4 protein-coding genes and 1 pseudogene are annotated in these 5,844 nt (G+C 42.7%); 4 read left to right on the forward strand and 1 reads right to left on the reverse strand.

Translation table 11 applies throughout. The features are described from left to right. From FYJ84_RS14105 to FYJ84_RS14120, 4 genes are all read left to right on the forward strand, one after another. Window positions 1-1,385, forward strand: a 1,385-nt coding sequence (locus tag FYJ84_RS14105) for a type ISP restriction/modification enzyme (protein WP_205764289.1), incomplete at its 5' end; no start/stop codon positions are given. 267 nt (window positions 1,386-1,652) lie between these two features. Next, window positions 1,653-2,594 (forward strand): RpnC/YadD family protein, encoded by a 942-nt coding sequence (locus FYJ84_RS14110; RefSeq protein WP_154408234.1) that lies wholly within the window; start codon window positions 1,653-1,655, stop codon window positions 2,592-2,594. A 101-nt stretch (window positions 2,595-2,695) separates the two neighbouring features. After that, window positions 2,696-3,565, forward strand: a complete 870-nt coding sequence (rlmB, locus tag FYJ84_RS14115) for a 23S rRNA (guanosine(2251)-2'-O)-methyltransferase RlmB (RefSeq protein WP_154408235.1) — start codon at window positions 2,696-2,698, stop codon at window positions 3,563-3,565. A gap of 233 nt (window positions 3,566-3,798) precedes the next feature. Beyond that, complete coding sequence (locus FYJ84_RS14120; protein ID WP_154408236.1) at window positions 3,799-4,329, forward strand: NYN domain-containing protein; 531 nt, start codon at window positions 3,799-3,801, stop codon at window positions 4,327-4,329. Window positions 4,330-4,487: 158 nt separating this feature from the next. Here the strand turns inward: FYJ84_RS14120 and FYJ84_RS14125 are convergent. Beyond that, a pseudogene (locus FYJ84_RS14125) lies at window positions 4,488-5,717 on the reverse strand (IS1634 family transposase); the annotation flags it as partial. Window positions 5,718-5,844: the final 127 nt, after the last annotated feature.

A 5,844-nucleotide genomic window follows, 5' to 3' on the forward strand; every position in this document is an offset into this window, starting at 1 on the left:
GCATGAGGCACTGGACTACAAAGTACCAGATGAGATTTTTTATAGCTGTTTTGCAGCTTAGTATTATACTGTGTTATGACACTCTTAAAATTTTAAAAAGTGGTCTTGACAGGGGGCCCATTATATTTCCTGTTATGGTATTGAAGCCAAATGCCAAGGGTGATTGGATAAATCAAAGGAATGGAAATTTTGAAAGTTATATTTCTTTAGAGCCGGATAAAAAATTCAATACATTATCAAATAGTTATTTTGTTTTAAATTCAAGAGGCACGGAGAGTGGACGAGATATATGGGTTTATAATTTTTCGCGTGATAAAGTAAAAGACAATATACAGAAAACTGTGGCTTATTACAATAAATGTGTTGAAAAATTGTCAGACGAGGGCGTTGATTGTGAAAAAGCAAAAGATGTTGATGCAAGCCACATAAGCTGGAGTAGCAGTTTATCAGCAAGGTTTCAAAGAGGAACAAAGCTATTGTACGAAGATAGGATTGTAGAAGCAGAGTATAGACCATTTTGCAGGAGCAATCTGTATTGGGGTGAAGGTCTGATTCATAGACGTGGGCAGTTTGACCAGTTTTTCCCGACAAGTAAAGAGGAAAATTTGGTGATATGTGTATCAGGTATTGGTGTTACTAAGCAGGTATCATGTATGATTTGTGATGGGCATAGTGATTTAGAGTTTGTTGGAAAAAGTCAGTGTTTTCCGTTGTATTACTATGAAGAAAATAAACGGGATATGCCAAGCTTGTTTGATGAGGGTACAAAATGCACTCGCAGGGATGGTGTTACGGACTTTATTTTGAAGCAGGCACAGGGCTTATATGGCAAAAAAGTAACTAAAGAGGATATTTTTTACTATGTTTATGGCTTTTTGCACCTGCCGTCTTATCGCGAGGAATATGCGGCAGATTTAAAGAAATCCTTGCCAAGATTGCCCTTGGTTGATGAACCAAAGAAGTTCTGGCAGTTTAGTAAAGCCGGGCGTCAACTGGCAGATATTCATCTGAATTATGAAAATCAGCCATACCCAGATGGAGTAAAAGTTGAAGGTGCAGAAGGTAATAATTTCCGTGTTGAAAAGCTGAAGTTCAAAAGCAAGACTGATAAATCTGCCTTAATTTACAACAGTGACATACAGATAACCAATATACCTGATGTGGCGCATGAATATATTGTAAATGGGCGCAGTCCGCTTGAGTGGATAATTGACCGCTACCAAGTGAAGCAGGATAAGGCTAGTGGTATTATTAATGACTGCAACAAGTGGGGAGAAGAACATGGCAATCCACGTTATATTCTTGACCTGATTTTAAGTTGCATAACAGTGAGCATTAAGACAATGGAGATTGTGGACAGTTTGCCAGAGGTTAATTTTGAGTGAATTTGCTTGCCGAGCCATCTTTCTAAATTGTTACAAAACAGGCAGGCTAAAAAATTATAATTTGTCTTCTGCATTTATCTTATATATATATATTATAGGACGTAGCAGTTTCTGTAGCATTATGTAGCATTTAGTGCTATGCGAATACGTTCGTTAATCACTTTTATCTTTTAGCAGTTTACTTATGTATGATGTAGGTGTAGGCTTAAATTTATGTTGTTAATACCTTTGTTTGCGTGGTATAATTAAAAGCAGGGGGGGTTGTTGTTGGAAAATTCAGTTCAATCTACAATCTATGATGATGTTTGGCGTACTGAGCTGTGCGATATGATAGAGCTGGTCATCCCTGTTGTTAATGAGGTGTTCGGGGAAAGTTTTCCATTGAATGCCAGGATTGAGCATCTTCCTGATACTCATGAGTTTGAAGATGTGTCTGGAAGGATGGAGAGGCGTACTACGGACAGCTGTTTTAGAATTTATCGTGATGATGGTACTGATAGTACATATCATATTGAATGTCAGAGTACCGCAGATAGCAGTATGCTGGTAAGGATTTTTGAATATGGTGTGCAGATAGCTTTAGATGATGCAGAGGAAACTTCTGATGGCATAAATTTAGTTATTCCTCATTCGGCGGTATTATTTTTGCGTTCTACCAGTAAGACACCGGACAAGATGCAAGTTAAGATAAGCACTCCGGGCGGTTGTGTGAGATATTTTGTGCCGGTGCTGAAAATGAAAGATTATACGTTGGATAGCCTATTTGAAAAAAATCTTTTTATGTTGCTCCCGTTTTATTTGTTTTCCGTTGAAAAGTCTTTACAGGAATGTGACGAAAATCCACAAAAGCTGAGAGAATTGCTTAATGACATATCCAGAATAGCAGGATTTCTTTCCGCGAAGCTAAAACAAGGCGTAATTGATACATTTACTCAAAGAACGCTCTTGCGTCTATTGGGAGAAGTTAATAAAAAACTAGCTGGTAAATATAGCAATATTCTGGAAGGAGTTGAGGAAATTATGGGCGGCAAAGTTTTGGAATATGAAGAAAAAGATATATTGCGCAGAGGATTGGCAATGGGGCGTGCAGAGGAAAGAATATCCAGCATAAAATCCCTAATGAAAAAAATGAAGTTGTCTGCTGAGGATGCTATGAGAGTATTGGATATACCACCAGCTGAGTTTGGAAAGTATATTTCGTTGCTTTAGAGCAGTAATGTTGTTGTGAGTTTTAGGCGGTGCAACATGTCTTGTTATCAGGGATGTTGTATCGCTATTTTGCTATAAAGTATATTTTGTGAGGTTTATAGATGAAAGATACGCGATTTGAGAAAAAGAATGATGCTGTCAGAGGCGGCAGGGGGCGAGGCAATGTTAAAGGCGAGCAGCGGCCGGTGAAAAGGCTGGCGAGGGATAAGAAACCAGTGGATGCGCCTGAGCTTTCCGAGGATCTGGTGGCTGGCAGGAATGCAGTCATGGAGGTGCTGAAGGGCAGCAGGAGCGTGAACAGGCTGCTGGTGGCAAATGGCTCATCTGAGGGCTCCATGCGTGAGATTATTGCCCTTGCCAAGGAAAAGGGCATCAATATCCAGTTTTATGACCGCAGCAAGCTGGATGCCATGGCACCGGGCATCCGCCATCAGGGGGTGCTGGCCCAGGTGCCGCCGGTACAGTATGCGGAGCTGGAGGATATTTTGCAGATTGCCAGGGACAGGAATGAGCCGCCTTTTATTGTGCTTCTGGATGAGCTGGAGGATCCCCACAACCTGGGGGCGATTCTCCGTACTGCCGATGCAGCCGGGGTGCACGGGGTGCTGATACCGAAGCACAGAAGCTGCCCTCTGTCCGCTACGGTGGCCAAGACCTCCGCCGGGGCTGTGGAGCATGTGCCTGTGGCAAGGATTGGCAACATGGTGCAGACCATCAAGAAGCTGAAAAAGGAAGGCCTGTGGGTGGCTGCGGCTGATATGGACGGCACGGACTACTATGATACTGACCTGACAGGCTCTTTGCTGCTGGTCATCGGCAGCGAGGGGCAGGGAGTAGGCAGGCTCATCAAGGAGCAGTGCGATTTTGTGGTGCGTATTCCCATGGTGGGCAAAATCAACTCCCTCAACGCCTCAGTGGCAGGCTCCATCCTCATGTACGAGGCCATGAAGCAGCGCATCAGCAATAAATAGATGTGCTGCTTGAACTGCGGATATTTTGTCATGTTGGCAGATACGCAGGGGCAGTCGGCATGTACTCAAAGAAAACTCTTGTCGCGCCTCGTTACTTCATTCATCAGAGCATTGAAAATGCGATAGATGAATGTTAGTAACGCGAGGCACGACTAGAAGCGGGAGCGGGTTTTCGTGAGTACAGCCGGCTGCCCCGGGAGAATATACAATTATCTCCGGGGGAGAAGACAAGCATGAAAAAGAAACCAAGAGAGCATTACATCGTGGACGGCTACAACGTCATCAACTCCTGGCCGGAGCTGATTGCCCTGCGGGGTGATCTGTCCGAGGCCAGGGACAGGCTGGTGCACATACTGGCTGAATACGGTGCCTACGAAAAATACAATATGACCGTGGTCTTTGACGCGTTGTTTACAGTTGATGAGGAGCATGTGGAAAAGGTCAATGAGCACCTGGAGGTGGTCTATACCGGCAAGGGGGAGACCGCTGACAGCTATATAGAAAGGCTGGCATACGAATCAGTACGCAGGGGCAGGGAGGTGCATGTAGTGACCTCTGACGGGGCGGAGCAGTCAGTCATCCTGGGGGCAGGAGCCTACCGCCACCCTTCCAAGGAGTTCCACCGCCTGGTCAGGAAGACGAAAAAGGAAATCCGGGACAAATATCTGGGCAAGGTGGTGCTGCCGGTGTCCAGGAACGAGATTGCCTCCCGGGTGGATGCGGCAACCCTTGCCAAGCTGGACGCCCTGCGCAAGGGAAAATAATGGCACATCAACTCAGTTGTACTATCTTGACTTGACTCACAGCACTTTTAGGCGGTATAATCCCATCTTTGACAGTTGTTAAGCTAAAAAAGGTCTTACAAGCCAGTATTTATGCGGCTTGCGAGACCTTTTTGCTTCGTAACGAATTATAGTATTTTTTATCTTCTCTTACTTTTTTTCTGGATATTTCTCATTTCTTGTTTTGTAATAAATTGAAAATCGGTATTAAATCCGAAAATCTGGTGAAGTTCATCTGTTATGGCAGTTCTCTTATACAGCGGAATGTATCCCTGTTCCTGGATTGTTGCAAAATTCATATTTCGTATAGTTCCAAGAATTTCTGTGCAGGTATATCGTTTAGCCATTTTTTGTTCAATGCATCTGTATAAGATTAAAGCTAGAAAACAAGTAAGAAAATGAGCTTTTATTCTGATTTCTTTTTGCAAAAATACAGGACGTGCTTCAAAATCAGTTTTCATTATACGAAAACACTCCTCAATCTCCCAGCGACCTTCACTTACATGTATTATGTCGCTTGCCTTATCATCAAGAAGGTCAGTGGAGACAGCATATAAGCCGTCATACAGAGCTTCATTTTCTATTTTTTCATAATCAAGAAGGTCATGGATATCTGCTTTTTCACCATCATTGGTAACTGCTATTTTTTTTATAAAACGACGCGGATCATTCGGATTTCTGCTGGCTCTTTTGATAGTACCATCAGAAAGCATACATTTTACCCTTTCAATTTGCTTTTCTCTTATTGTTTTTTGATATCGTGCATATTTGGGTGAATACACGACAATAAGCCTCTGATGCAGTTCCTTGGGCGTGTGGGGGATTTCTTTATAGTAGACCCCCTTATCGTCATAAGGAAGTTTTGAGATATCTGTGCTCATATCATCAGAGAGATTTTTAAAACCGCATTGATTTAGCGCCCATATCCGTTCCTCTGCTTTTAATTTCTTTATGGACTGCGTAACAATGAAGGCACGTTTTCCCATGTGGTTATATTCGCGAATTCTCTCAGCTCCCAATCCTGCATCGCTGCAATAAATGAATTTCTGGCAACCGAACTGAGAGAGAATCTTTTCCTCCAAAGGTTTTACAGAGGTTTGTTCATTGGAATTTCCAGGGAACAGCGAAAAGGCGAGCGGAATGCCATCCCCATCCATGAACATTCCCATTTGCACTATAGGGTTTGGTCTATGTTCCTTGCTTTTCCCATATTTTTTGCATCCATCTTCCTGGGAGATTTCAAAATAATAATTGGTGCAGTCATAATATAATATCTTGTCATTGCGATAACCCAGAAAATGGCTGTTTTTATAAACTTCGGATTGTATAAAGTCGCATTCTTCTCCCAGGACGCTTAATGCGCGGTATATATATAATGGGCCCCCTGTCAAGACCACTTTTTAAAATTTTAAGAGTGTCATAACACAGTATAATACTAAGCTGCAAAACAGCTATAAAAAATCTCATCTGGTACTTTGTAGTCCAGTGCCTCATGCG

Origin of the sequence: Anaerovibrio slackiae, from assembly GCF_009695585.1 — a bacterium.
GTDB classification, from domain to species: Bacteria; Bacillota; Negativicutes; order Selenomonadales; family Selenomonadaceae; genus Anaerovibrio; species Anaerovibrio slackiae.

What these genes read in the sequence shown, in the direction of transcription:
- rlmB (WP_154408235.1), top strand. Translation starts at nt 2,696, where the DNA reads ATGAAAGATACGCGATTTGAGAAAAAGAATGATGCTGTCAGAGGCGGC.
- FYJ84_RS14120 (WP_154408236.1), top strand. Translation starts at nt 3,799, where the DNA reads ATGAAAAAGAAACCAAGAGAGCATTACATCGTGGACGGCTACAACGTC.